General features: G+C 61.8%; 17 protein-coding genes. 9 read left to right on the forward strand and 8 right to left on the reverse strand.

Annotated elements, in window-relative coordinates:
- The first annotated feature begins 37 nt into the window (after positions 1 to 37).
- Positions 38 to 2,059, forward strand: a complete 2,022-nt coding sequence (locus tag AAGF34_RS21075) for a U32 family peptidase (RefSeq protein ID WP_342617669.1) — start codon at positions 38 to 40, stop codon at positions 2,057 to 2,059.
- A 1-nt stretch (position 2,060) separates the two neighbouring features.
- Here AAGF34_RS21075 and purL read toward each other — a convergent pair whose 3' ends face one another.
- Positions 2,061 to 6,098 carry a phosphoribosylformylglycinamidine synthase gene (purL, locus tag AAGF34_RS21080; protein WP_342617670.1) on the reverse strand — a complete coding sequence of 1,346 codons (4,038 nt, stop codon included), beginning with the start codon at positions 6,096 to 6,098 and terminating at the stop codon, positions 2,061 to 2,063.
- Between the two features lie 99 nt (positions 6,099 to 6,197).
- Between purL and map the strand changes: the two genes are divergently transcribed.
- On the forward strand, positions 6,198 to 7,013 hold the full coding sequence (gene map / locus AAGF34_RS21085; protein ID WP_342617671.1) for a type I methionyl aminopeptidase: 816 nt from the start codon (positions 6,198 to 6,200) through the stop codon (positions 7,011 to 7,013).
- Between the two features lie 13 nt (positions 7,014 to 7,026).
- The gene (locus tag AAGF34_RS21090; protein WP_342617672.1) at positions 7,027 to 9,624 is read left to right on the forward strand and encodes a [protein-PII] uridylyltransferase; all 2,598 of its coding nucleotides are present in this window, start codon (positions 7,027 to 7,029) and stop codon (positions 9,622 to 9,624) included.
- 2 nt (positions 9,625 to 9,626) lie between these two features.
- Here the strand turns inward: AAGF34_RS21090 and AAGF34_RS21095 are convergent, their stop codons facing one another.
- From AAGF34_RS21095 to AAGF34_RS21125, 7 genes are all read right to left on the reverse strand, one after another.
- Positions 9,627 to 10,199, reverse strand: coding sequence for a hypothetical protein (locus AAGF34_RS21095; RefSeq protein ID WP_342617673.1), 573 nt, complete (start codon positions 10,197 to 10,199; stop codon positions 9,627 to 9,629).
- Entirely contained in the window at positions 10,200 to 10,739 is a 540-nt protein-coding gene (gene def, locus AAGF34_RS21100; protein ID WP_342617674.1) for a peptide deformylase, read from the reverse strand.
- On the reverse strand, positions 10,736 to 12,832 hold the full coding sequence (ligA, locus tag AAGF34_RS21105) for an NAD-dependent DNA ligase LigA (RefSeq protein WP_342617675.1): 2,097 nt from the start codon (positions 12,830 to 12,832) through the stop codon (positions 10,736 to 10,738). The genes def and ligA overlap by 4 nt, the downstream gene beginning before the upstream one ends.
- A 33-nt stretch (positions 12,833 to 12,865) precedes the next feature.
- Positions 12,866 to 13,903 (reverse strand): cell division protein ZipA C-terminal FtsZ-binding domain-containing protein, encoded by a 1,038-nt coding sequence (locus AAGF34_RS21110; RefSeq protein ID WP_342617676.1) that lies wholly within the window; start codon positions 13,901 to 13,903, stop codon positions 12,866 to 12,868.
- 13 nt (positions 13,904 to 13,916) lie between these two features.
- Entirely contained in the window at positions 13,917 to 17,432 is a 3,516-nt protein-coding gene (smc, locus tag AAGF34_RS21115) for a chromosome segregation protein SMC (RefSeq protein ID WP_342617677.1), read from the reverse strand.
- 114 nt (positions 17,433 to 17,546) lie between these two features.
- Positions 17,547 to 17,954 (reverse strand): response regulator, encoded by a 408-nt coding sequence (locus AAGF34_RS21120; protein WP_342617678.1) that lies wholly within the window; start codon positions 17,952 to 17,954, stop codon positions 17,547 to 17,549.
- 19 nt (positions 17,955 to 17,973) lie between these two features.
- Positions 17,974 to 18,339, reverse strand: coding sequence for an Hpt domain-containing protein (locus AAGF34_RS21125; RefSeq protein WP_342617679.1), 366 nt, complete (start codon positions 18,337 to 18,339; stop codon positions 17,974 to 17,976).
- Positions 18,340 to 18,428: 89 nt separating this feature from the next.
- Between AAGF34_RS21125 and dapC the strand changes: the two genes are divergently transcribed.
- From dapC to AAGF34_RS21155, 6 genes are read left to right on the forward strand one after another with little or no spacing between them, the layout of a single operon-like run.
- Entirely contained in the window at positions 18,429 to 19,634 is a 1,206-nt protein-coding gene (gene dapC, locus AAGF34_RS21130) for a succinyldiaminopimelate transaminase (RefSeq protein ID WP_342617680.1), read from the forward strand.
- A gap of 21 nt (positions 19,635 to 19,655) precedes the next feature.
- Complete coding sequence (gene dapD, locus AAGF34_RS21135) at positions 19,656 to 20,480, forward strand: 2,3,4,5-tetrahydropyridine-2,6-dicarboxylate N-succinyltransferase (RefSeq protein ID WP_342617681.1); 825 nt, start codon at positions 19,656 to 19,658, stop codon at positions 20,478 to 20,480.
- A 24-nt stretch (positions 20,481 to 20,504) separates the two neighbouring features.
- On the forward strand, positions 20,505 to 21,668 hold the full coding sequence (locus AAGF34_RS21140; protein WP_342617682.1) for a PilT/PilU family type 4a pilus ATPase: 1,164 nt from the start codon (positions 20,505 to 20,507) through the stop codon (positions 21,666 to 21,668).
- Entirely contained in the window at positions 21,668 to 22,828 is a 1,161-nt protein-coding gene (gene dapE, locus AAGF34_RS21145; RefSeq protein WP_342617683.1) for a succinyl-diaminopimelate desuccinylase, read from the forward strand. The genes AAGF34_RS21140 and dapE overlap by 1 nt, the downstream gene beginning before the upstream one ends.
- Complete coding sequence (prmB, locus tag AAGF34_RS21150; RefSeq protein ID WP_342617684.1) at positions 22,825 to 23,709, forward strand: 50S ribosomal protein L3 N(5)-glutamine methyltransferase; 885 nt, start codon at positions 22,825 to 22,827, stop codon at positions 23,707 to 23,709. The genes dapE and prmB overlap by 4 nt, the downstream gene beginning before the upstream one ends.
- Entirely contained in the window at positions 23,706 to 25,646 is a 1,941-nt protein-coding gene (locus AAGF34_RS21155) for an ATP-binding cassette domain-containing protein (RefSeq protein WP_342617685.1), read from the forward strand. Before prmB ends, AAGF34_RS21155 begins: the two co-directional genes overlap by 4 nt.
- The last annotated feature ends 14 nt before the right edge of the window (positions 25,647 to 25,660 follow it).

Genomic DNA, 25,660 nt, shown 5'->3' on the forward strand with positions numbered 1-25,660 from the left:
AAGCGCGCTGGCACCATGACTGGGATAATCACGCCCCATGTCGTTATTAGATTACCAACTGGAACTGCTGGCTCCCGCGCGCAGCCTGGACATTGGCTTGGAGGCCGTGAACCACGGAGCCGACGCCGTGTACATCGGCGGTCCATCGTTTGGCGCGCGTTCCAGCGCCGACAACAGCGTCAGTGACATTGCCAAGCTGGTCAGCCACGCCCATCGCTTCAACAGCCGCATCTTCGTCACCCTCAACACCATATTGCGCGATGACGAACTGGAGCCTGCGCGCAAGCTGGCCTGGCAGCTGTACGACGCAGGCGTGGATGCGCTCATCATCCAGGATATGGGGCTGCTCGAAATCGATATGCCGCCCATCCAGCTGCATGCCAGTACCCAGACCGATATCCGTACACCGGAAAAGGCGCGCTTCCTGCAGGACGCCGGCCTGTCGCAAATCGTGCTGGCACGCGAGCTCACGCTCAAGGACATCGCCGCCATTCGCGCCGCCACGGATCCGCAGCGCTGCACCCTGGAGTTTTTTGTGCACGGCGCATTGTGCGTTGCCTACAGCGGCCAGTGCTACATCAGCGCGGCGCACACCGGACGCAGCGCCAACCGGGGCGAATGCAGCCAGGCCTGCCGCCTGCCCTACCAGGTGGTGGACTCCAAAGGCCGCTTTGTGGCGCACGACAAGCATGTGCTCTCCATGAAAGACAACAACCAGAGCGCCAATCTGGCCGCTTTGGTGGATGCCGGGGTACGCAGCTTCAAGATCGAGGGGCGCTACAAGGACATGGGCTATGTGAAGAACATCACCGCCCACTACCGCAAGCTGCTGGACGAACTGATTGAAAACCGTCAGGGAGGTGATCAGCCGCTGGCCCGATCCAGCAGCGGAACCACGACCTTTACCTTCACGCCGGACCCGGACCAGAATTTCAACCGTGAATTCACCGACTACTTTGTCAATGGCCGTCAGGAAACCATTGGTGCCTTCGACAGCCCCAAGAACCCCGGCCAGCCGATAGGCTACATCACCCAGGTCGGCCCCAACTGGGTGGATCTGGAACTGGATGACCGCTCCATGGCCCTGCACAATGGCGATGGACTGTGCTACTACGACCTGCAAAAGGAGCTGGTGGGTCTGGCCGTGAACCGCGTCGAGGCCATCAGCCCGGCCAAGGGCAAATGGCGCGTCTTTCCCAAGGATGCCGTTGCCGGATTGAAAGACCTGCGCAAAGGCACCCAAGTCAACCGCAACCGCGATGTGCACTGGACGCGGGTGCTGGAGAAGAAGTCCAGCGACCGGCGCATCGGCGTGTGGTTCCAGCTGAGCGAAACGTCCGAAGGTGTGCGGCTGACCCTTACGGATGAAGATGGCCACACAGCTAGCGCCGATACGCCCTTGCAACGCCAGTTGGCAAAGGACGGGCTTGTCGCGCAGCAGGCACTGCATGACAACCTGAGCCGCATGGGCAACACCATTTACCAGGCGCTGGATGTGTCGGTGGAATTCAGCCAACCCTGGTTTGTGCCCTCCTCCACCTTGAACGCCTTGCGTCGCGATGCGGTGGAACGTCTGGAAGCCGCCCGTCTGGCTGCCTTCACGCGGCTACCACGTGCGCTGGCAGTGGAGCCACCAGTGCCCTTCCCGGAAGACACGCTGAGTTATCTGGGCAATGTATTCAATCAGGCGGCACATCGGTTCTACGAGCGCCACGGCGTCAAGGTCATTGCACCGGCCTACGAGGCCATCGAAGAACTGGGCGAAGTCAGTCTGATGATCACCAAGCACTGCGTGCGTTTTTCACTCAGCCTGTGCCCCAAGCAGGCCAAGGGCGTGACCGGCGTGCAAGGCCAGGTGAAAGCCGAGCCGCTGCAACTCATCAATGGCAAGGAGAAGCTCACCCTGCGCTTTGACTGCAGGCCCTGCGAAATGCATGTGGTGGGCAAGATGAAAACCGCGGTGGCGCGGCAGTCACGCGAAGAACTCGCCCAAGCCGCTACTGAGCAGCCGCTGAAGTTCTACAAACAGCGGCCGTCAGCAACGGAATTCGGTCACTGAATCAACCGACCCACCTGCGGGCGTTGTGCCACAGCTGCATCCAGGGGCTGTGGGCGCTCTTGTCCAGGTCGGTCCAGCTCATCTGGATATTGCGGAACACGCGCTCGGGGTGCGGCATCATGGCGGTGAAGCGGCCGTCGGCCGTGGTCACCGCAGTGAGGCCGGCGGGGCTGCCGTTCGGGTTGAACGGGTAGGTCTCGGTAGCAACACCGGTGTGGTCCACAAAGCGCATGGCCGCAATGGCCTTGGCTGCATTCCCGCGGTACTTGAAGTTGGCATAGCCTTCCCCGTGCGCTACGGCAATCGGCAGACGTGCACCCGCCATGTCCTTGAGGAACAGGCTGGGGCTCTCTAGCACTTCCACCAGAGACAGGCGTGCTTCAAAGCGCTCGCTCTGGTTGGTGGTGAAACGCGGCCAGTCCTGCGCACCGGGAATGATGTCGGCCAGCTCGGCAAACATCTGGCAACCGTTGCACACGCCCAGGCCGAACGTGTCGCCCCGGCCAAAAAAGGCCTGGAACTGGTCCGACAGCGCGTTGTTGAAGGTGATGGAGCGCGCCCAGCCGATGCCGGCACCCAGGGTGTCGCCATAGCTGAAGCCGCCGCAGGCCACCACGCCCTGGAAGTCGGCCAACTTGGCGCGCCCGGTCTGCAGATCAGTCATGTGGACATCGAAAGGGTCAAAGCCAGCCTCTGCGAAGGCATAGGCCATCTCCACATGGGAGTTCACGCCCTGCTCGCGCAGCACCGCCACCTTGGGGCGGTTCTTGAGCACGGCGGGAGCGCGTTCCAGCAGCCCTTGCAGCGATGCAGGGATATGGGTGTGCATGCCAGGGTCGGAAGCGAGTCCGGCAACGGCGTGCTCCGAGTCGGCGCAGACCGGGTTGTCGCGTTGCTGGCAGATCTTCCAGCTCACCGCGTCCCAGACCTGGTGCAGATCTGACAATGGCGCACTGAATATCGCCTTGGCGTCGCGCCAGATCTGCAGCTCACCTTTGCCCGCATCGATTGCGCTCGACGCCGGACGGGTCTTACCCACAAAGTGGCTGAAGGCGGATAGGCCGTGCTCGCGCAGGGTCTGCATGACTTCGCTGCGCTCGGCAGTGCGCACCTGCAGCACCACGCCCAACTCTTCATTGAAGAGCGCCTTGAGCGTGAGCTCGTCGCGGCGCACGCTGACCTGGCCTGCCCAGTTTTTGCTGTCGCCCACGTCCATGCGGCTGTCGCAGATGCCGTCGCCTTCCGTGACCAGCATGTCCACATTCAGGCTCACGCCCACATGGCCGGCAAATGCCATTTCGGCCACTGTGGCCAGCAGGCCACCATCGCCGCGGTCGTGGTAGGCCAGCAGCTGGCCTTTGGCGCGCAGGGCATTGACGGCGTTTACCAGATTCACCAGGTCTTGCGCCTGGTCCAGATCGGGCACGGTGTCGCCGCTCTGGTTGAGTATCTGCGCCAGGATGCTGGCCGCCATGCGGCTCTTGCCTCGGCCCAGATCGACCAACACCAGCGTCGTGTCTTCCGTGGCATTGAGCTGGGGAGTGAGCGTGCCGCGCACATCCGCCAGAGTGGCAAAGGCCGAGATGATGAGCGACACGGGCGAGGTCACTTTCTTGTCGCCATCGGCGGCCTTCCACTGCGTGCGCATGGACAAGGAATCCTTGCCCACGGGGATGGACACGCCTAGTGCCGGGCACAGTTCCAGCCCGACGGCCTTGACCGTTGCATACAGGGCTGCGTCTTCGCCGGGTTCACCGCAGGCGGCCATCCAGTTGGCCGAGAGCTTCACGCGGCTCAGTTCGATGGGGGCAGCCAGCAGGTTGGTAATGGCTTCGGCCACGGCCATGCGACCGGACGCTGGTGCGTTGAGCGCGGCCAGCGGTGTGCGCTCGCCCATGGACATGGCCTCACCGGCAAAGCCCTTGTAGTCGGCCAGGGTGACGGCGCAATCGGCCACCGGCACCTGCCAGGGGCCCACCATCTGGTCGCGGTGCGACAGACCACCCACGGTGCGGTCACCGATGGTGATCAGGAAGCGTTTGGAGGCCACAGTGGGGTGGGCCAACACATCGATGACGGCCTGCCGCAGCGTCACACCGCTCAGGTCCAGCGGCTGGGCGATGCGTGCAATGCTGGTCACATCGCGCTGCATCTTGGGTGGTTTGCCCAAGAGCACATTCATGGGCATGTCCACCGGTGACTCTTTGCCTGCGTCCACCAATTCCAACTGGCGTTCTTCAGTTGCCACGCCCACCACCGCAAACGGGCAGCGTTCGCGTTCGCACAAGGCTTTGAACAGGTCCAGCGACTCGGGAGCGATGGCCAGCACATAGCGCTCCTGGCTCTCGTTGCACCAGATTTCCTTGGGCGCCATGCCGCTTTCTTCCAGGGGTACGGCGCGCAGATCAAAGCGGGCTCCACGACCGGCATCGTTGGTCAGTTCAGGGAAGGCGTTGGACAGGCCCCCCGCACCCACATCGTGGATGGCCAGGATAGGGTTGCCACGGCCATCGGGGCCGCCGTTCTGACCCAGTATCCAGCACTGGTTGATCACCTCTTGCGCACGGCGTTCGATTTCGGGGTTGCCGCGCTGCACCGAGTCAAAGTCCAGGTGCGCCGCGTTGGCCCCGGTGGCCATGGAGCTGGCCGCACTGCCGCCCATGCCGATACGCATGCCGGGCCCACCCAGCTGAATCAGGAGGCTGCCAGCGGGGAACTCCACCTTGTGGGTCTGGCTGGCGTCAATCACACCCAGCCCGCCCGCAATCATGATGGGCTTGTGGTAGCCGCGCTGCAGACTGTCCTGGTCGGTCGTCACGGTCTGCTCGTATTCGCGGAAGTAGCCCAGCAGGTTGGGTCGGCCAAACTCGTTGTTGAACGCAGCACCGCCCAAGGGCCCTTCGATCATGATCTGCAACGGGCTGGCGATGTGCTCGGGCTTGCCTTCGGCCTGGTCCGACCAGCCGCCCCAGAGTTTGGAAACGGTAAAACCGGTCAAGCCCGCCTTGGGCTTGGAGCCGCGGCCCGTGGCGCCCTCGTCACGGATTTCACCACCAGCACCGGTGGATGCGCCGGGGAAAGGCGAAATGGCGGTGGGATGGTTATGGGTCTCGACCTTCATAAGAATGTGCTGGGTCGCGCTCTGGCGGTTGTAGGCAGCCGGGCCGTTATCGCCGGTCACGCTGTGCGCCGCGGTCGCCACGAAGCGCTCGACCTCTGCGCCTTCCATCACGGATGCGTTGTCGGAATACGCCACCAGCATGTGCTGCGGATTCTGCTGGTGGGTGTGGCGGATCATTCCAAACAGGCTGCTGCTCTGGGCCACGCCGTCAATGGTGAACTGCGCGTTGAAGATCTTGTGGCGGCAGTGTTCGCTATTGGCCTGGGCGAACATCATCAGTTCCACGTCAGTGGGGTTGCGCCCGAGCTTGGTGAAGGCCTCCACCAGGTAATCGATCTCGTCTGCGGCCAGGGCCAGGCCCCAGCCCTTGTTGGCTTCCACCAGCGCCGCCTTGCCCCCGCCCAGCACATCCACATGGTCCATGGGTGTAGCTTCCAGCGCGTGGAACAGGTCATTGGCTTGGCTGCGGTCCAGCATGGCGCTTTCGGTCATGCGGTCGTGCAGCAAGGCGGCTACGGCCTGCAATTGCTCTGTCGTCAAGGCTGTCTTGGACAGCAACCCGTTCTTCAAGGTCAGGCGGTATTCCACCAAGCGCTCCACGCGTTTGAGGGTAAAGCCGCAGTTGTGTGCAATGTCGGTCGCCTTGGAAGCCCAGGGAGATACCGTGCCAAAGCGCGGACTGACTACGATGACCGGGCCTTCCGCAGGGCCAGCATACGGGTCACCATAGGTGAGCAAAGCGGCCAGCTTGTCGCTGGCAGCGGCATCCAACGGAGCCTCGGTGGCGACCAGATGGATGTAGCGTCCGGAAATTGCGTTGATTTTTTCGTGAATACCCTGCAGTGCGGGCAGAAGTTGTTGGACTCGGAAATTGCTGAGCGCGTTGCCGCCCTCGAAGGAAGAGATATGCAGGGTCACTTGTGGGGGCCTGAAAGATGGGCTGGATTGAGGGGACCGGGAAAGGGACAATTTTACCCGCGCCCACCCGGCCCCCAGCCCGATGGGATAATTGAGGGCATGACAATCACCATCAAAGATGCCGAGGGCATAGAAGGCATGCGCCTTGCGGGCAGACTGACTGCCGAAGTTCTGGACTACCTGACCCCGTTCATCAAGCCTGGCGTGACCACCAACGCCATCGACAAACTGGCCCACGACTACATCGTCGACGTGCAAAAGGCCATCCCCGCGCCGCTCAACTACACCGGTGGTGGCAACACGCCCTACCCCAAGTCGATCTGCACCTCCATCAACCACCAGGTCTGCCACGGCATTCCCAACGACAAGCCGCTGAAGAAGGGCGACATTGTCAACGTGGACGTCACCGTCATCAAGGACGGTTGGCATGGCGATAGCAGCCGCATGTACATCGTGGGCGAAGGCTCCATCGCCGCCAAGCGCCTATGCCAGATCACCTATGACGCCATGTGGCATGGCATCAAAATGGTCAAGCCCGGCATCCATCTGGGTGACATCGGCCATGCCATCCAGACCTTTGCCGAGAAAAACGGCTTCAGCGTGGTGCGCGAATTCTGCGGCCACGGTATAGGACGCGGCTTCCATGAAGAGCCCCAGGTGCTGCACTACGGCCGCCCCGGCACGCTGGAGAAGCTGGTGGAGGGCATGACCTTCACCATCGAGCCCATGATCAACGCCGGCAAACGCGACATCAAGGAAGGCCCCGAGAAAGACGGCTGGAGCATTGTCACCAAGGACCATTCGCTATCTGCTCAGTGGGAACATACAGTGCTGGTCACCCCCACGGGCTACGAAGTGTTGACGCTGTCCGCTGGCAGCCCTCCCATACCTGCATTCGTTCCAGCCGCTGCCTGAGCCCGATTGCTGCATGACTGATATCGGCGCGTTGCGCAAAACCTACCGCACCCGCAAGGCGGAGCTGCTTGCGACCCTCGGCGAACGCGCCGCATCCACCCGAACCGTACGCCACGCCCTGCGCGCCAATTCAGACCTGGTAGACGCGATGCTAGTGGAACTGTGGCAAATGGCCGCACTACCGGAAGCTTGTGCCCTGCTTGCGGTGGGCGGGTTTGGCCGCAGCGAGCTGTACCCCTATTCGGATGTGGACGTGCTGGTGCTGCTGCCGGACGGTACTTCGCCCGACAACGATGCCGACCTCAAAGGCCGCATCGAAGCGTTCATCAGCAATTGCTGGGATCTGGGTCTGGAAATAGGCTCCAGCGTGCGTAGCCTCTCGGAATGCCTGAGCGAAGCCGAACGGGACGTGACCATCCAAACTGCGCTGCTCGAGAGCCGCCTGATCACCGGCAACGGCAAACTGGCAAGCAAATTCCAGAAGGCCTTTTTCGCGGCCATGGACCCCCAGGCCTTCTTTGTGGCCAAGACGCTGGAGATGCGCCAGCGCCACACCAAGTTTGAAGACACGCCCTACTCCCTGGAGCCCAATTGCAAGGAGTCACCCGGTGGCCTGCGCGACCTGCAGATCATTCTGTGGGTATCCAAGGCGGCGGGTCTGGGCGACAACTGGAAGGCACTGGCCCAGAATGGTCTGGCAACCGCCTTCGAAATCAAGCAGATCCAGCGCAACGAGGCGCTGCTGGTCCAAATCCGGGCGCGGCTGCACCTGCTGGCTCGGCGCCGTGAAGACCGCCTGATATTCGATCTGCAAACGGCGGTGGCCGAGGCCTTTGGCTACAGCAACAGCGAAAGCGATGCCGATCAAAAGGGCGTAGTGCGGGCCAGCGAACACCTGATGCGCCGCTACTACTGGGCCGCCAAGGCCGTAGCCCAGCTCAACCAGATTCTGCTGATGAACATCGAGGAGCGGCTGAACCCCTCCACGCACACACCGCAGCGCATCAACGACCGCTTCAATGACAAGGCCGGCACGCTGGATGTGGTCAGCGACGACCTGTACCAGCGCAATCCGCACGCCATCCTGGAAACTTTCCTGGTCTACCAGACCACGGTCGGCATCAAGGGCCTGTCGGCGCGTACCCTGCGCGCCCTGTACAACGCGCGCGACCTGATGGACTCCAAGTTCCGCAGCGACCCAGTCAACCGCAAGACCTTCATGCAAATCATCACGCAGCACGAGGGCTTGACCCACGCCATGCGGCAGATGAACCAGACCTCGGTGCTGGGGCGCTACCTGTGGGTGTTCCGTCGCATCGTCGGTCAGATGCAGCACGACCTGTTCCATGTCTACACCGTGGACCAGCACATCCTGATGGTATTGCGCAATATGCGCCGCTTCTTCATCGTGGAGCATGCGCACGAGTACCCGTTCTGCTCGCAACTGGCTTCCGGTTGGGACAAGCCCTGGGTGCTCTACGTCGCGGCACTGTTCCATGACATCGCCAAGGGCCGTGGTGGCGACCATTCCGAACTCGGCACGATCGAGGCCCGGCGCTTCTGCAAGGCACACGGGATCGATGCGGAAGACACGGCCCTGATTGAGTTCCTGGTGCGCGAGCACCTGACCATGAGCCGCATCGCGCAGAAGGCAGATCTGAGTGATCCCAAGATCATCGCTGACTTCGCTCAACGCGTGGGCAACGAGCGCAACCTGACAGCCTTGTACCTGTTGACGGTTGCAGATATCCGCGGCACCTCCCCCAAGGTCTGGAACGCGTGGAAGGGCAAGCTGCTGGAAGACCTGTACAAGTACACCGCCCGCGCCTTGGGCGGCCGCGCACCCGATCCAGATGCCGAGGTAGAAGCCCGCAAGCGTGAAGCCCTGGTGATGGTGGCCCTTTACGCCATGCCGTTTGAGGCGCACAAGCCCTTGTGGGATACGCTGGACGTGAGCTATTTCATGCGCCACGAAGCGTCCGACATTGCCTGGCACACCAAGCAGATTTCCCGCCATGTGGATACCGACCACCCCATCGTCCGGGCACGGCGCTCCCCCATTGGCGAAGGCCTGCAGGTCATGGTCTATACCCATGACCAGCCGGATCTGTTTGCCCGCATCTGCGGCTACTTTGACCAGAGCGGCTTCAGCATTCTGGATGCCAAGGTCCACACCAGCAAAACCAGCTACGCGCTGGACACCTTCCAGGTGATCACCGCCGGTGGCATTGACGAGCACTTCCGTGAACTCACCGCCATGGTCGAAAGCGGCCTGACCAATGCCATTGCCAAGGAGACGCCGCTGCCCGCACCCAGCCGTGGCCGGGTGTCACGCCGCGTCAAGAGCTTCCCCATCGCGCCGCGCGTGACGCTGCGTCCCGATGAGAGAGCGCAGCTCTGGCTGCTGAATATTTCGGCCAGCGACCGTCAGGGTCTGCTGTATTCCATCACCCGTGTGCTGGCACACCACCAGATTGAGGTGAAACTGGCCAAGGTGGTGACACTGGGGGAACGGGTGGAAGATACCTTCCTCATCCAGGGGCCGCAGTTGCAGCACAACAGGACCCAGATCGAGATCGAAACCGAGTTGCTTGACGCTCTGGCGTCCTGATTTCAGTGAGCGAAGAAGGCTGCCGCGAGGGCATCGTGCATGTCGTTGGGCAGGCTTGCCGTGCCTCTGACCACACCGGGGCCGCCATTGGTCCAGTGAACCGAGTATTCCCCTGCGCCCTCAGGCACGCCCCGGCGCTGCACCGACAGATCAAAGACCACTTCGGTGAAGCCTTCTACCAGCGAAGGTGACGCCAGTATCTTGACCACCGGCCCCAGCTCCTTGATCTTGAGGGCTACCAGCACGTCCGCCTGCGACTCCTGCACCAGCAAATCGGTGCTTTGTTCCGGCTCTGCAAGCGTATCCACGCGGCGAACAGAAGCGCGTGTGTAGCAGGTCGATGTGGTGAAGAAACGCCGGATTCCGGCATCTGCCGCCTGCACGCGTTCCAGCACATCCTTCTGATCGGGGCGCCACTGGGTGCGCCAAAGGACCAGCGCAGTCTCCTCACGACCGATCGGCTGGCACAGGTTCGCGGGAGTCGACGGCGCAATATCCACGCGGGTCGTGGCGCAACCCGACAACAACGTAGCGCAGGCAAAGGCAAACAGATGAATCCGGCCGGTTGCGGTCATTCAGTCATCCTCCATGCTGGCAAGGCCAGGAAACAGCACCTCGGTAAACCCGAACCGTGAAAAATCACGAATCCGCATGGGATACAGCTTGCCCCAGAGGTGATCGCATTCGTGCTGCACCACGCGGGCATGAAAACCATCAACCACCCGGTCTATCGCGTCCCCATATTGGTCAAAACCGGTGTAGCGGATGTGTGCCCAGCGCGGCACCATGCCGCGCAGCCCGGGCACGGACAGGCAGCCCTCCCAGTCACTTACTTCTTCGTCGCTCAGTGGCGTGATGGTGGGGTTGATGAGCACCGTGGGCGGCACTAGCGGGCGATCGGGATAGCGCGGGTTGGCGCCATCACCACCGAAAATGACCAGTTGCAGGTCCACGCCGATTTGCGGCGCGGCCAATCCCGCGCCGTTGGCCGCGCGCATGGTGTCCAGCATGTCGGTGATGAGCAGGTGCAACAAATCGGTGTCGAACTCCGTCACCGGCTGTGCCACGCGCAGCAGGCGCGCATCGCCCATCTTCAATATGTCCCGAACGGTCATTTCAGCATCTCCAGCAAAGCGGCTTCATCCAGTACGGTAACACCTAATTCATTGGCCTTGTCGAGCTTGCTGCCCGCCTCGGTGCCTGCGACCACAAAATGCGTCTTCTTGCTGACCGAGCCGGAGACCTTGCCACCGGCCGCCTCGATCAGATCCTTGGCGGCATCGCGGCCCAGCGTAGGCAAGGTGCCAGTCAACACAAAGGTCTTGCCCGCCAGCGGCTTGGGCGTGTCGGACGTAGGCGCGCCCTCTTCCCAATGGATGCCGCAGGCGCGCAGCTGTTCGACCACTTCGCGGTTGTGCGCCTGGTCAAAAAAGGTACGTATGCTCTTGGCCACGATGGGCCCCACATCGCTGACCTGCAACAGGACTTCTTCGCTGGCGTCCATGATGGCGTCCAGCGAGCCAAAGTGGCGCGCCAGTTCCTTGGCAGTGGCCTCTCCTACATGTCGAATGCCCAGCCCGAACAGAAAGCGCGGCAAGGTGGTCTGCTTGGATTTTTCCAGCGCGTCTACGATGTTTTGGGCGGATTTGTCTGCCATCCGCTCCAGCGCAGCGAGCGTCGTCAGGCCGAGCTTGTACAAATCCGGCAACGTGCGGACCACATTGCTTTCTACCAATTGATCCACCAACTTTTCGCCCAGACCTTCAACTTCAACGGCACGGCGCTGGGCAAAGTGCAATATCGCCTGCTTGCGTTGGGCACTGCAGAAGAGCCCGCCCGTGCAGCGATGGTTTGCCTCTCCCTTTTCGCGCACGACATCGCTTCCACAAATGGGGCATTTGGTGGGCATGCGAAAATTGGGCACATAGGGGCTTCGCGGATAGTGCCTGAATGGTTCCGGGTTCAAAACACTTTGAACCTTCCCCACCACTTCGGGGATTACGTCGCCCGCACGCCTCACGATCACCGAATCCCCAACACGAACTTCTTTCTTGCGCACCTCAAACAGGTTGTGCAGTGTGGCGTTGGACACGGTGGTTCCACCGACAAAAACAGGCTCCAGTCGCGCCACAGGCGTGAGCTTGCCGGTGCGCCCCACCTGCACATCAATGCCCAATACCTTGGTGATCTCCTCCTGCGCCGGATATTTGTGGGCCACTGCCCAACGTGGTTCTCGGGTAACAAACCCGAGCTGCCGCTGCAATGCCAGGCTGTTGACCTTATAGACCACGCCATCAATGTCATACGGCAGTTGATCACGTTCACGCGCTATACGCTGGTGATAGGCAATCAAAGCAGACGCGCCGTGCGCAACTTCCACTTGTGCCGCAACCGGAAAGCCCCACGACTTCAGTGTCTGCAACATGCCGTAATGGGTGGCAAAGGCGGGGCCACCTTGCTCTGCTGGTGTCACTTCGCCAAGGCCATACGCAAAAAAACTCAAAGGCCTTTGTGCAGCTATGCCAGGGTCCAGCTGGCGCACGGCACCGGCTGCAGCATTGCGCGGATTGACGAAGGTCTTTTCGCCCTTCTCACGCTGACGTTCGTTCAACGCTTCAAAGTCATCCCGGCGCATATAAACCTCGCCGCGCACCTCCAGTACCTGCGGCACCACAGCTGGCAGCCGCAGCGGGATCTGCCCGATGGTGCGGATGTTCTGTGTCACGTCTTCGCCGTTTTCGCCGTCACCGCGCGTGGCCGCTTGCAACAGTACGCCGCTTTCGTAGCGCAGATTGATGGCCAGGCCGTCAAACTTCAGCTCGGCCACGTACTCCACGGCCGGGTCGCCCTCGACTAGCTCAAGCTCCTTGCGCACCCGGGCGTCAAACGCCTCGGCGCCGGTGGATTCGGTATCGGTCTCGGTGCGGATGCTCAGCATGGGCACGGCGTGGCGCACCGATGCAAACTGGTCCAAGGGCTTGCCACCCACACGCTGGGTGGGAGAGTCTGGTGTCAGCCAGTCGGGGTGCGCTGCTTCAAGCGCCTGCAACTCCCGGAACAAGCGGTCGTATTCCGCATCGGGTACCGTGGGCGCGTCCAGCACGTAGTACTGGTGCGCCAGCGTGTGCAACTGTGCGCGCAGTGCATCCAGCCGAGACCGATCCTGGGCCTCGTCCGGGTTTGTTGCAAACAAGTCCAGATTGGCCATGGCCTATGCTCTTCTAAAAAATGGGGGAATGGCTCAGGAAAAAAGCCGACGTGCCACTGCCGAGCCGGCCGCAAGATCGCGCTGCTCCAGCGTGTTGTACAGCGTTTGCAGCTCGGAGGCGATGACTTCCATAGTCTCCAGCGCCAAAGGCTGGCCGTTGTCGTCGGTCACCACGCCGTCCATGCCCTCCGCCAAGGCAAAAGCGGCGTCACGCATGCGCTCAAACGGATGTTCTGCCCGATCGGCCTGGGCCACATCCAGGTGCAGGCTGATATCGCGGATCGCAGACTGCGCTGGGTCTTCGGCCAATGCGGCCTGCGAGTCAAAGCTCAGTACCAGCACGGGCGGCAGCCCCTCCTGCGCGGCGGGCAGCACCATGCGCCCAGGGATCACACCGACCACAAAGCCCAGGCGGGCAGCGTTCTGGTGCACATAGCCCGGGCTCCAGGAGGCATTGCGCGCGCGGATGCAAAAACCCAGCTGCGCGTCATGTGCGCTGGCAAACTGATCCAGCTCTCGGGCACGCGCCACCTCGTCCAGCATCTCGGGGAATTCCGGCGTGGCACCCACCGCGTCGGCAAAGGCCTGGGCCTTGACGACGAATTCGGAGTATTCGATCTCGTTGAGCGCACCGGTGCGGTTAGCCAGTTGCACCCCGGCCTGAAAGCTGCTGTAGCGCTGTCCGTTGGCCGGGCTTTCCCATTGCTGGGTTTGGGTGTTGAAGCCCTCCACCGCAAACGGTTTGGTACCGGCCCGGCGTGTAGCCGGCAGTGCGGCAATGGCCGCTTCCCCAGACACCGGTGCGGCGCTGGGGTCCAGCGTCAGAGGAGCAATCACATCGATGAGCGCGTCCAGTGCCGGCTTCTTGGACGGTGTCGGCAAGGCCATATCCGTGGCATGGACCTCTGCATCGGTGAAAGCCGGCTCCACCGTGTCCATGGCGGGCTCAACGAGTGCATCGGGCGCGGCCTGGCGCGGCGCATTCTTGCGCGACATCCAGGTGTTGTAGCCCACGACACCGACCAACGCCAGTCCACCGGCGACGGCCAATCCGATCTGTAAATTGCTCATCTTGTGCTAGCCCTCAAGCCAGTTCGGCGAAGGTGGCCGCAGACTCCATGTCCACTGCCACGATGCGCGATACGCCCTGTTCCTGCATGGTCACGCCGATCAGCTGCTCGGCCATTTCCATGGCGATCTTGTTGTGGCTGATGAACAGGAACTGGGTGCTCTTGCTCATGCTGGCCACCAGCTTGGCATAGCGCTCGGTGTTGGCATCGTCCAGCGGCGCATCCACTTCGTCCAGCAGACAGAACGGTGCGGGGTTGAGCTGGAAAATCGCAAACACCAGCGCGATGGCGGTCAGCGCCTTTTCTCCACCCGACAGCAGGTGGATGGTCTGGTTCTTCTTGCCGGGCGGCTGGGCGATCACCTGCACGCCAGAGTCTAGGATTTCATCGCCCGTCATCACCAGCCGCGCATTGCCGCCGCCGAACAACTCGGGGAACATGCGGCCGAAATGTTCGTTGACCTGGTTGAAGGTGCCCGACAGCAGGTCGCGCGTTTCCGCGTCGATCTTGCGGATGGCGTCTTCCAGGGTGTTCATGGCCTCGGTCAGGTCGGCGCTTTGCGAGTCCAGGAAGGTCTTGCGCTCGCGGGCGGCGGTCAACTCATCCAATGCGGCCAGATTGACTGCGCCCAGGGCGGTGATTTCGCGCTGGATGCGGTCAATGTCGCTCTGCATGCCAAACAGACGCACATTGCCGTCCTTGATACTTTGCTCGATGGCCACCAGATCCGCACCGGCATCCGCGAGCTGGGCTTCGTATTGTTCAAAGCCCAGGCGGGCGGCCTGTTCCTTGAGCTGGAATTCGGTGATGCGCTGGCGCAAGGGGTCCAGCTCGCGTTCGAGCTGCATGCGGCGCTCGTCGCTGCCGCGTAGCTTGGCGGTCAGGTCATCGTATTCGCTGCGCTTGGCGGCCAGGGCCTGTTCGCGTTCGAGCTTCAGGGCCAGTGCGTTCTGCAGACCAGCTTGTGCGGCTGCATCGGTAAGGCGGTTCAATTCTTCCTGCGCACGCTGCTCTTCGGCATGGATGGATGCCGTTTGCTGGTCTGCCGTTTCCATGGCCCGCGACAGCTCGGCATTGCGCGCCTGCAGGCTGCGTTGCGCAAAGCTGGCTTCCTGCGCCTGGCGCTCCAGGCTGCGCTGCTGCTCGCGGCACTGGTTGAGCTTGCCCTGCCATTCGATGACGGTTTCTTCCAATTGTGCGTGGCGCTCCTGGCTGTCTGCCAACTGCATGTCCAACGCCTCGAAACGGCCTTCTGCCGTGGCCCGGCGCTCCTGCAGGTCTTCCAGCTGGGCATCCACCTCGGCGATATCGCTTTCGATCTGGGCGCTGCGGGCGCGGGCCTGTTCGGCCAACTGGGTCAGACGCAAGGCCTCCACCTGCAAGGCGTGGTTGCGGGTCTGCACATCGGCCACTTCGCGGCGTGCGGTCACCAGTGCCTGGGCACTTTGCGCGTAGGCACTTTCAGCTCGCGACAGGGCCAGACGCGATTCGTCGGCGATCAGCATCTGGGCGCGCAGCTGCTTTTCCAGATTCTCGATTTCCTGGGCACGCGCCAGCAGACCGGCCTGCTCGGAGTCCTGGGCGTAAAAGCTCACGCCATGGGAACTCACCACATGGCCGGACTTCACATAAATGGCTTCGCCCGGCTTGAGCTGGCTGCGTTGGGCCAGGGCATCTTCAAAGCTGGCAGCGGTGTAGCAGCCGTGCAGCCAGTCCACCAGCACACCGCGCTGGCCTGCATCGTGCACGCGCAGCAGGTCCGACAGGCGTGGCAAGACCGAGGCGCTTTCGGGTACCGCGGCCTGGGGCGGCGTATAGAACGCCAGCTTGGCAGGAGGCGCGTCATTGGCAAAGGCGCGCACCATCTCCAGGCGCGACACTTCCAGGGCACCCAGGCGCTCGCGCAATGCGCCTTCGAGGGCATTTTCCCAGCCCTGCTCGATATGGATACGGCTCCACAAGCCCTGCAGATGGTCCAGCCCATGCCGCGCCAGCCAGGGCTGCAGCTTGCCGTCGGTCTTGACCTTTTCCTGCAGTGTCTTGAGCGCTTCCAACCGCGCCGACAGATCGGCCTGGCGGGCTGACTCTTCATTGACGGTCTTTTGGGCCTGGCTGCGCGCTTCGTCCAGTGCGGGGACCGATTCCTGCAGCTCATGCAGACGTTCTTCCGCAATGGCCTTGGCTTCCTGCGATTCTTCCAGCTGCTCCTGCACCGATTGCAGCCGCTCCTCATCCGGCGCCGCGAGCGCATTGTGGTCGGCGGACAGGCGTTCGCGCCGGGTGCCGAGCTGGCGGCTTTGCTCTTCGATATTGCGTTGCTCTGCGGCCAGCACCTGAATTTGCTGCTGCACCTGCACGACTGCGCCACGCTGCGCATTGGCGGCGGACTGGGCCTGGGACAGGGACACTTCCATGGCAGGCAGTTGCTGCGCCTGGTCTTCCACCTGGGCGGCCAGCAGTTCGGCCTGCTCTTCGCCCAACAGGGCTACTTCGGCCAGGCGCTCCATCTCTGCTTGCGCATCTTCCTTGCGGGTGGCCCATTGGGCGATCTGTTCCTTGAGCGTGACCAGGCGCTGCTCCACGCGCTGGCGACCTTCCACCACAAAGCGGATTTCCGCTTCCAAGCGGCCCACATCGGTACTGGCTTCGTACAGCAGACCCTGGGCCTGGTTAACCTGGTCACCCGCCGCATAGTGCGCCTGGCGCACTGACTCCAGCTCGGATTCAATGTGGCGCAGATCAGCCATGCGCGCTTCCAGCGCATTGACGGCAGCCAGGCCTTCAGTCTGCACCTTGGTCTGGTCAGCCAGCGCCTCAGCGCGCTTCAGAAACCACTGCTGGTGCTGCTTCTGCGTGACTTCGGCCTGCAGCGTGTTGTACTTCTGCGCGACCTCGGCCTGCTTCTCCAGCTTTTCCAGGTTGGCGTTGAGCTCGCGCAGGATGTCTTCGACGCGGGTGAGGTTTTCACGGGTGTCGCTGAGCCGGTTCTCGGTCTCGCGGCGGCGCTCCTTGTATTTGGACACGCCTGCCGCCTCTTCCAGGAACAGGCGCAACTCTTCCGGCTTGGATTCGATGATGCGGCTGATGGTGCCCTGGCCAATGATGGCGTAGGCTCGCGGGCCCAAACCGGTGCCCAGAAACACGTCCTGCACATCGCGGCGACGCACCGGCTGGTTGTTGATGAAGTAGCTGGAGCCACCGTCGCGGGTGAGCACCCGTTTGACGGCGATTTCGCCAAACTGGCCCCATTGGCCTCCGGCCCGGTGGTCGGTGTTGTCGAACACCAGCTCCACACTGGAGCGGCTGGCCGGCTTGCGCGTGTTGGTGCCGTTGAAGATCACGTCCTGCATGGACTCGCCGCGCAATTCGCTGGCCTTGCTCTCACCCAGGACCCAGCGCACCGCGTCCATGATGTTGGACTTCCCGCAACCATTGGGCCCAACCACGCCGACCAGTTGGCCCGGCAACAGGAAGTTGGTGGGTTCTGCAAATGACTTGAAGCCCGATAACTTGATTGAATTGAGACGCACGTGACGGTCTAGCTTGCGTTAAGCGGTTGATTTCATTGGAATTTATGGAGCCGCGCTAGCGCGGCACAAGCTTCGATGATACCGTGCAGGCAACTCCTTGCACGGTGGCGGCTACTAGCGCGGCTTGCTGCCTTTGGGGCCATTGAGGGCCAGTTCTATTTTTGCGTCCATGGCAGCCAGGCTGGGCGGCTTGACGATGTACCCCGCAACACCCAGCGGCAGGACCTCGCCCACAGTGGCCGCGCTGGAATCCGCACTCAGGAAAATCACCGGCGTATTGGCCAGTTGGGAATGGGGTGAGGCCCGCAGGCTGCGCACAAACTCAATACCGCCAACGGGTTGCATGTGCACGTCGGTGATGATCAGGTCGGGCTTGAGGTTGGGCAGTTCACGCATGGCAGAGGCACCGTCCTCAAAGGCAAACAGATCCAGAATGCCCAGCCGGCGCAAATTGCCCATGACGAATGTGCACATGATCTTTTCGTCTTCAACCACCACCACGCGCGCTCTTTTGATATCCATGGAGGGCTCCGTGATTCGTTCAGGCAGCGCTTTGGCTTTGCGCCAGATACGTGTTGACGTCATCCAGTAGCCGCTGCAACTCGGGTCGGAGGGTCGCATAGGCCTGTGCAACATTGCTGGAGGGGCCAACCTTGCTCAGTGCCTCCACGTCGACCACCTGTGTACAAAAGCCTTCACAGCAAAAAATGGGAACAAAACCTTTGAGCGCATGCAGCACCCGGTTGGCGCCGGCCAGTTCGTCCGAAGCCAGCAGATCGGCTATCAGCGCAATATCCCGCTGCAACGACTCCTGCAGCATGACCAGCATGCTGTCCATCACTTGTGCATCACCAATTTGGGAAAAGGCCAGCTCGGTATCCAGATAGGTGAATGTTGGCGTTGACATTGAATAGCACTCCTCATGCACAGGCTTGGCAGACAACAGCATGCCAAGCCTGTGCGAGTGTAGCCAATGCTCAGACATAATTCCGCACCATGAACCCCAATTTGTCCCGCCTGCAGGCCTACCCTTTTGAGCGCTTGCGGCAGCTGTTTGCCCAAGTCACGCCCAACCCCGCCTATTCCCCCATCAGCCTGGGTATTGGCGAGCCCCGCCATGCCGCGCCGGATCTGGTCAAGCAGGCCTATTGCGATGCCATCCAGAACAGCGGTGGGCTGTCGGTTTACCCGGCCACTGCGGGTGACCCCGCCTTGCGCGCGTCCATGGCACATTGGCTGGAGCGTCGCTACGCACTGAAGCTCGACAGCGCTACCCAGATACTGCCCATCAACGGCTCGCGGGAAGCGCTCTTTGCATTCGCGCAGACCGTCATAAACCCCGGCGCGAGTGGCACATCCGCAACGGTGGTGTGCCCTAATCCGTTCTACCAAATCTACGAAGGTGCCGCGTATCTGGCCGGTGCAGAACCCTACTTTGTGCCGTCCGACCCGGCACGCAACTTCGCACAGGACTGGGGCAGCGTGCCCGATGCCGTGTGGGCGCGTACCCAGTTGCTCTTTGTCTGCTCCCCCGGCAATCCTGCGGGCGCGGTCATGCCCCTGTCCGAGTGGGAGAAGCTGTTTGCATTGAGCGACCGATATGGCTTTGTCATTGCCTCCGATGAGTGCTACAGCGAGATCTATTTCCGTGATGAACCTCCTTTGGGTGGGCTGGAAGCGGCTGCCAAGCTGGGGCGCAGCGACTTCAGGAATCTGGTGTCTTTCACCAGCCTGTCCAAGCGCAGCAATGTGCCGGGCATGCGCAGCGGCTTCTGTGCCGGTGACGCCAAACTGATCAAGCAGTTCCTGCTCTACCGCACCTACCACGGAAGTGCCATGAGCGCGGTGGTGCAGGCAGCCAGCATTGCTGCCTGGGATGACGAGGCCCATGTGGTGGAAAACCGCGCCAAATACCGGGCCAAGTTTGCCCAGGTCACACCCATGTTGTCTGCCGTGATGGATGTGGCGCTACCGGACGCAGGCTTCTACCTGTGGGCCAAGGTCCAGGGCAGTGACACCGATTTCGCGCGGGACTTGCTCGCAAATTACAATGTGACGGTATTGCCGGGCAGCTATCTGGCGCGCGAAGCGCAAGGATTCAACCCCGGCGCCGGGCGTATCCGCATGGCTTTGGTCGCTGAAACCGAAGAATGCGTAGAAGCAGCGCAACGCATCGTCCAGTTCGTGCAATCCAGATCCTGATTCCAACCACAACCATTTGCCATGACACAACAACTGCAAACCATCATCGACCAGGCCTGGGAAAACCGCGCCTCCCTGTCCATCGCCAGCGCCCCCAAGGAAGTTACCGAAGCCGTTGAGCACGTGATTGCTCAGCTCAATTCCGGCAAACTGCGCGTGGCCACCCGTGAAGGCGTGGGCCAGTGGACTACGCACCAGTGGATCAAGAAGGCCGTGTTGCTGAGCTTCCGCCTCAAGGACAACGAAATCATCAAGGCCGGTGACCTGGGCTTTTATGACAAGGTGCCGACCAAGTTTGCCCACATGGACGAAGAAGGCATGAAAGCCTCTGGCGTGCGCGTAGTGCCGCCTGCCGTGGCCCGCCGTGGCAGCTACCTGGGCAAGGGCGTGATCCTGATGCCTTCGTATGTGAACATCGGCGCCTATGTAGACGAAGGCACCATGGTGGACACCTGGGCTACCGTGGGCTCCTGCGCACAAATCGGCAAGAACGTGCACCTCTCCGGCGGTGTGGGCATTGGCGGTGTGCTCGAACCCATGCAGGCCGGCCCCACCATCATCGAAGACAACTGCTTCATCGGTGCCCGCTCCGAAGTGGTCGAAGGCGTGATCGTGGAAGAGAACTCGGTCATTTCCATGGGCGTGTACATCGGCCAGAGCACCAAGATCTATGACCGCGCCACCGGCACCGTGAGCTATGGCCGCATTCCGGCCGGCTCCGTGGTTGTTTCCGGCAATCTGCCTAGCGCAGACGGCAAGTACAGCCTATATTGCGCTGTCATCGTCAAGCGCGTGGATGCCCAGACCCGGGCCAAGACTTCGCTGAACGACTTGCTGCGCGACTAAATTCATTTTTTCGGGAGGCTGCACATGGCTACGACAACTCCGACGGGAACAATGGAACGGATTCTTCGCCTGATGGGCGAGAAGAAGGCGTCCGACGTCTATTTGTCAGCCATGGCGCCAGCCCTCATCAAGATCAACGGGCAGTGCGTGCCGATCAACTCGCAGATATTGCCGGTTGATGCGCCACGCAGCCTGCTGGCTGAAGTGCTTCCACCGGAGCGCATGGCGGAGCTGGATGAAGAGGGTGAGCTGAACATGGGCTTTCCGATTGCCGGTGTCGGGCGTTTTCGCGTCAGTGCCATGCGCCAGCGCGGTACGGTGGCTGCGGTGATTCGCTACATCGCAGTGGATGTGCCGCCCCTGGAAGACTTGAACGTTCCCATGGTGTTGGCCGATCTGATCATGGAAAAGCGCGGCCTGATACTGATGGTTGGGGCTACCGGCGCTGGCAAAAGCACCACTTTGGCCTCCATGATGGACCATCGCAATGAAAATGTGACCGGCCATATCCTGACCATTGAGGATCCGATCGAATTCCTGTTCAAGAACAAAAAGTCGGTGGTCAACCAGCGCGAAATCGGCACGGACACCAAGGACTTGCAGACGGCGCTCAAGAACGCCTTGCGCCAAGCACCCGATGTGATCTTGATCGGCGAAATCCGCGACCGTGAGACCATGTCAGCGGCCATCGCGTACGCGCAATCCGGCCACCTGTGCCTGGCCACCATGCACGCCAACAACAGTTACCAGGCGCTCAACCGCATCCTGAGCTTTTACCCGGTGGAAGTGCGAGCCACCATGCTGGGCGACCTAGGCGCGGCCATGAAGGCCATCGTGTCGCAGCGCCTGCTGCGCACCACCTCGGGCGTGCGTACCCCTGCCGTGGAGATCATGCTCAATACCAAGCTGATTTCCGAACTGATTGAAAAAGGCGACTTCTCCGGCGTCAAGGAAGCCATGGAAAAGTCCATGGCCGAAGGCTCGCAGTGCTTCGAGCAAGACATTGCGCGCCTGATCGTCAGCGGTGTGGTGGATCGCAAGGAAGGCCTGTCCCATGCCGACTCGCCCACCAACCTGATGTGGCGCATGCAAAACGATTTCACGACCAAGGCACAGGCTGCTGTGGAGCCGCAGGAGGAAGAAGAAGGCGCCTCATTCACCGAAATCACACTGGATGTGAAGCACTGATGGGATCCACCCTTTATCTGACGGAACAACTTCTTGCCCGCCCTTCGGTCACCCCGCTGGACGAGGGGTGCCAACAACTGATCGCAGAACGCCTCGCCCCCTTGAGCTTTGTGTGCGAATCCATTGTCAGTGGTCCGGATGACTTTCGGGTCACCAATCTCTGGGCCAAACGCAGCAGCCCGATTGCCGGCGCTCCCACGCTGGCTTTCGCTGGTCATACCGACGTAGTTCCTACCGGGCCGCTCAACGAATGGCAGAGCGCCCCCTTTGTACCCACGCACCGGGACGGCAAGCTCTATGGCCGCGGTGCTGCAGATATGAAGACCTCGCTGGCCGCCTTTGTGGTGGCCATTGAAGAGTTTCTGCGCGATACCCCCTCCCCTGCGCTGAACATCGCGCTGCTGCTTACCAGCGATGAAGAGGGCCCCGCAAACGACGGCACCGTCGTCGTCTGCAACACGCTCAAGGCGCGAGGCGAAAAGCTGGACTACTGTATCGTGGGCGAGCCCACTTCGGTGGAGCGCACCGGCGACATGATCAAGAACGGCCGCCGGGGCACCATGAGCGGCAAGCTCACCGTCAAGGGTGTGCAAGGCCATATCGCCTATCCGCACCTGGCCCGCAATCCCATTCACCAGATGGCGCCAGCACTGGCGGAGTTGGTCGCCATCCAGTGGGATGCCGGCAACGCTTTCTTCCCGCCCACCACCTGGCAAGTGAGCAATATCCATGGTGGCACCGGCGCCAGCAACGTGATACCGGGGCATGTGGTCATCGACTTCAATTTCCGCTTTTCCACCGAATCCACGGTCGAGTCCCTGCAACAGCGCCTGACGCAGGTGCTGGACCGCCATGGATTGGAATATGAGTTGACCTGGGTGGTGGGCGGCCTGCCTTTTCTCACCACGCCCGGCACACTGGTGGATGCGGTGGTGCATGCCATTCGTGACGAGACCGGCATAGACACCCAGCTCTCCACCACCGGTGGCACCAGCGACGGGCGCTTCATTGCGCAGATCTGCCCCCAAGTGATCGAACTCGGCCCGCCCAACGCGACCATCCACAAGATCAACGAACATGTGCGTGTCGCCGACATCGAGCCTTTGAAAAACATCTACAAGCGCACGTTGCATTTGCTCAACCGTCAGGCTGGCACATGACGCTGCTGGAACTTATCGAAAACTCTGCCGAGCGTCTGAGCCAGGCGCAGGTACATTTTGGCCACGGCACAACCAACGCACGCGACGAAGCTGCCTGGCTGGTTCTGTGGCGCCTGGGCTTGCCGCTGGATACCGCGCTGGAAGGTGACGACTCACAGGAGATGCGCCCGGTGAGCGCTGCCGAAATCGAGGAGTGCGCCCTGCTGATCGAAGCCCGGATCTCGTCACGCAAGCCCGCCGCCTACCTGACGCGCGAGGCCTGGTTGCAGGGCCTGCCGTTCTATGTGGACGAGCGCGTGATCGTTCCGCGCTCGCTGATCGCCGAGTTGCTGGTCAATGGCAGCCTGGACTACTGGCTTACGGACGCGACGCACACCGTGCTGGACCTGTGCACCGGCAACGGTAGCCTGGCCATCATCGCGGCCCTGGTGTACCCCGATACCGTGGTGGACGGCGCAGACATCTCGGCAGACGCGCTGGCCGTTGCGGCGATCAATGTGGAGCGCCACCATCTGCAGGAGCGCATTGCCCTGTACCAGAGCGACGGCCTCCATGCCGTGCCACGCAGCTACGACCTGATTCTGTGCAACCCACCCTATGTGAACGCACACAGCATGACCACCCTGCCCCCGGAATACCAGGCCGAACCGGCCATTGCGCTGGACGGCAATATGGCAGGCAGCACCGACGGCATGGACTTTGTCCGCACCCTGCTCAAGAACGCCCCTCAGTACATGAACGAGGGTGCAGTTCTGGTCCTTGAAATAGGCCACGAGCGCGACTTCTTTGAAGCCGCCTTTCCTGATCTTGCTGCCGTCTGGCTGGAAACCAGCGCTGGCGAAGACCAGGTCCTCTTACTTACGCGCGACGCGCTTCTATGATCAATTTGAAAAATATCACCTTGCGCCGCGGCGTCAAGGTGCTGCTCGATGGCGCGTCCGTCACACTCAACCCCGGTGAAAAAGTCGGTCTGGTGGGGCGCAACGGTGCGGGCAAGTCGTCCCTGTTTGCGCTGCTGAATGGTTCGCTGCACGAAGACGGCGGCGAGTTCTTCATCCCCACCCAATGGCGCATGGGCCAGGTGGCGCAGGACATGCCGGAAACATCCCAAAGTGCCACTGAGTTCGTGGTGGAAGGCGATGTGGCGCTGCTTGCGGCACGGGCCGAAGTTGCGGCCGCGGAAGCTACCGATGACTATGACCGCATGGCGCATGCCTATACCGGCCTGCACGATGCTGGTGAATATGACGCCGCAGCCCGCGCCCAGGCCCTGATCCTGGGGCTGGGATTCAAGACCACCGAGCTGGATAACCCCGTCAACAGCTTCTCAGGCGGCTGGCGCATGCGCCTGCAACTGGCACGCGCATTGATGTGCCCTTCCGACCTGCTGCTGCTGGACGAACCCACCAACCACTTGGACTTGGATGCGCTGGTCTGGCTGGAAGCCTGGCTCAAGAAATACGAAGGCACCATGGTCGTCATCAGCCACGACCGCGAGTTTCTGGATGCCGTGACCAACGTCACCTTGCACATCGATGGCGGCAAACTGGTGCGCTACGGCGGCAACTACAGCAAGTTCGAAGACATGCGTGCCGAGCAGATGGAGCTGCAACAAAACGCCTATGCCAAGCAGCAGGACAAGATCGCGCATTTGCAGAAGTTCATTGCGCGCTTCAAGGCCAAGGCTAGCAAGGCCAAGCAGGCCCAGAGCCGGGTCAAGGCGCTGGACCGCATGGAAAAGATTGCGCCGCTGCTGTCGGAAGCCGACTTCACCTTCGAATTCAGCGAGCCGGCCAATCTGCCCAACCCCATGCTGTCCATGCAAGGCGTGAGCTTCGGTTACCCGCCGCCAGAAGATGCACCGCCCAAAACGCCGCCCACCGTCATCGTGCGCAACGTCAGCAAATCGGTCCTGGCTGGCCAGCGCATTGGCATTCTGGGCGCCAACGGCCAGGGCAAATCGACCGTGGTCAAGACCATTGCCCGCGATCTCGCACCCTTGGGCGGCGAAGTGACCGAAGGCAAGGGGCTGAATATCGGCTACTTCGCGCAGCAGGAACTCGACGTGCTGCGTCCTACCGACAACCCCTTGGAGCACATGATCCGCCTCGCCAAGGACCTGACGGCCGCCAGCAAGATTGGCAGCCAACCCACACGGGAGCAGGACCTGCGCAGCTTCCTGGGCACGTTCAACTTCAGCGGCGACATGGTCAAACAGGCCGTGGGCAGCATGAGCGGTGGCGAAAAAGCGCGCCTGGTGTTGTGCATGCTGGTGTGGCAGCGCCCCAACCTGCTGTTGATGGACGAGCCTACCAACCACCTGGACCTGGCAACGCGTGAAGCGCTTTCCATGGCCCTGAATGAGTTTGAAGGCACCGTTATGCTGGTCAGCCACGACCGCGCACTGCTGCGCGCCGTGTGCGATGAGTTCTGGATGGTGTCACGCGGCGGCGTGGAGCCGTTTGACGGCGACTTGGATGACTACCAGCGCTACCTGCTGGACGAAGCCAAACGCCAGCGCGAAGCAGCCAAGGAACAAGCCAAATCGCAGGCACCCAAGGCTGCCGTGACGCCGGAGCCGGTCGCGCCACCGACCAATACGCCGGAGCAGATCCGCAAATGGAAGAAAGAACTGCAGGCGGTGGAGGACAAGATGGCCACCCTCAACACAGAGGGGGCCGCGCTGGAAGCCAAACTGTCTACCAATCCGCACCCGTCCGAAATTGCCGAGGCTGGCAAGCGCCTGAAGCTGGTGAATCAGGAGCTCAAGGTACTCGAAGAACAATGGCTGGATCTCACCACGCAGCTGGAGGGTTGACCCTCCTTATGCTT

It is taken from the genome of Rhodoferax sp. GW822-FHT02A01 (assembly GCF_038784515.1).
Lineage (GTDB): Bacteria > Pseudomonadota > Gammaproteobacteria > Burkholderiales > Burkholderiaceae_C > Allorhodoferax.